Source organism: Rhodococcus sp. O3, from assembly GCF_048897285.1.
Classification (GTDB): domain Bacteria; phylum Actinomycetota; class Actinomycetes; order Mycobacteriales; family Mycobacteriaceae; genus Rhodococcus.
Map to the genome: position 1 here is coordinate 1 of NZ_JBMBTE010000272.1, position 2,420 is coordinate 2,420.

1 protein-coding gene and 1 pseudogene are annotated in these 2,420 nt (G+C 69.8%); one reads left to right on the plus strand and one right to left on the minus strand.

Going from position 1 to position 2,420, the window contains the following annotated elements; genetic code table 11:
* Positions 1–60: 60 nt before the first annotated feature.
* A complete protein-coding gene (gene glmS / locus ACN675_RS28780) occupies positions 61–1,926 on the minus strand; it encodes a glutamine--fructose-6-phosphate transaminase (isomerizing) (RefSeq protein WP_420754056.1) in 1,866 nt (621 codons plus the stop codon).
* Between the two features lie 114 nt (positions 1,927–2,040).
* Here glmS and ACN675_RS28785 point away from each other — a divergent pair.
* Positions 2,041–2,420: pseudogene (locus ACN675_RS28785) on the plus strand (hypothetical protein); the annotation flags it as partial.

Sequence of the window (2,420 nt, forward strand, 5' to 3'; positions counted from 1 at the left end):
GGCCCGGACCCGGTCGCACGGGTGGTAGCTGCGCATCACCCCTCCGATCGGAGTGCGGGTCTATTCGACCGTCACGGACTTGGCCAGGTTGCGGGGCTTGTCCACGTCGTAGCCGCGTGCCTGCGCGACCTCGGCGGCGAACACCTGCAACGGAACCGTCGACAGCAGCGGCTGCAGCAGCGACGGCGACGACGGAATCTCGATGAGATGGTCGGCGAACGGGCGCACGGTTTCGTCGCCTTCCTCGGCGATGACGACGGTGCGGGCGCCGCGCGCCTGGATCTCCCGGATGTTGCTGAGCAGTTTGCTGTGCAGCACGGCCCGGCCCTTCGGGGACGGCATCACCACGATGACGGGCAGGCCGTCCTCGATGAGCGCGATGGGGCCGTGCTTGAGCTCGCCGGCCGCGAAGCCCTCCGCGTGCATGTACGCGAGTTCCTTGAGCTTGAGGGCACCTTCGAGGGCGACGGGATACCCGACGTGACGGCCCAGGAACAGCACCGCCGGAGACGCCGACAGTTCCCGGGCGAGCTCGCGCACGGGTTCCATCGTGGTGAGCAGCTGCGCGATGCGCGGAGGCATCGCCGCGAGATCCTCGTACTCGCGGGCCACCTCGTCCGGGTACTTGGTGCCGCGGGCCTGCGCCAGCGCCAGGCCGACGAGCAGGTTCGCCGCCATCTGCGCGAGAAACGCCTTCGTCGACGCGACGCCGATCTCCGGGCCGGTGCGGGTGTAGAGCACGGCGTCGGCCTCCCGCGGGATCTGCGCGCCGTTGGTGTTGCACACCGCGAGCACCCGCGCCTTCTGCTCCTTCGCGTGCCGGACGGCCTCGAGGGTGTCGGCGGTCTCACCGGACTGGGAGATCGCCACGACCAGCGTCGAACGGTCGAGCACCGGGTCGCGGTAGCGGAACTCGGAAGCCAGCTCCACCTCGACGGGCAGTCGCGTCCAGTGCTCGATGGCGTACTTGGCGACGAGTCCGGAATGGTAGGAGCTGCCGCAGGCCACGACGAACACCTTGTCGATGTCACGCAGTTCCTGGTCGGACAGCCTCTGCTCGTCGAGCACGATGCGACCGTCGACGAAGTGCCCGCGCAGCGTGTCCGCGACCGCTTCGGGCTGCTCCTCGATCTCCTTGAGCATGAAGTAGTCGTGGCCGCCCTTCTCGGCGGCGGCGAGATCCCAGTCGATCGTGAACGGCTGCGTCGGTACGTCCGTGTTGCCGTCGAAATCGGTCACCACGTAGGAGTCCTTGGTGATGACGACGACCTGGTCCTGGCCCAGCTCGACGGCGTCGCGGGTGAACTCGATGAACGCCGCGACGTCGGAGGCGATGAACATCTCGCCGTCGCCGACGCCGACGACCAGCGGCGTGGATCGCCGGGCCGCGACGATCGTGCCGGGCTGGTCGGCGTGCGCGAACACGAGGGTGAAGGCACCCTCGAGCCGGCGCAGCACGCTGCGGGCGCTCTCGACGAAGTCCCCGGCAGTGGGCCCCTCGGCGTAGGCGCGGGCCACCAGATGCACGGCGACCTCGGTGTCGGTGTCGGACGCCAGTTCGACGCCCGCGTGCTCGAGTTCCGCGCGCAGCGGCGCGAAGTTCTCGATGATGCCGTTGTGGACGACCGCGACGCAGCCGGTCTTGTCGCGATGCGGGTGCGCGTTGCGGTCGGTGGGGCGACCGTGGGTCGCCCAGCGGGTGTGGCCCATGCCGGCCGTGCCCACGAAGCGGTCCCGTCCGACCTCGTCGAGCTCGGCCTCGAGGTTCGCCAGCCGCCCGGCCTTCCGTTCGACGGCCAATCCGCCGCGACCGTCCAGGATCGCGATGCCCGCCGAGTCGTAACCTCGGTATTCCATACGCCGTAGTGCCTCCACCACGACGTCGAGAGCATTGCGGTGCCCGACATAACCCACGATTCCGCACATGGTTAGCAGGGTACTGGTCGACGACCCGGCGCCGACAACTCGTCGGGAACCCAATGGCCCGGGTCACGGCCGGTGCCGTACCGGGCCGCCGGGTGATCGGCTAACGTTCACGCCGTGGCGGCGAACCCGAAATCCTTGGCTCAGCAGCTTTCCCGGCGCGGACCCCATTCGGTCCTGCGTGGCGACCTGGCGCTGGCGGGTCAGCCAGGCGTCGTGTACACCCCCGCCGAAGGATTCGGACTGCCCGCGGTGGCGTTCGGTCACGGCTGGCTCAGCGGGACCGCGAGCTACTCGGGCCTGCTCGAACATCTCGCGTCGTGGGGCATCGTCGCCGCGGCACCGAACACCGAGCGGGGCCCGGTTCCCTCGGCGCTGGGTCTGTCCACCGATCTGATCACCGTCCTCGACATCTGCACGAGCGTCCGGCTGGGCACGGGCCGGATCAGCGTGCACCCCGACCGGGTCGCGATGGCCGGCCACGGCCTGGGCGCGGG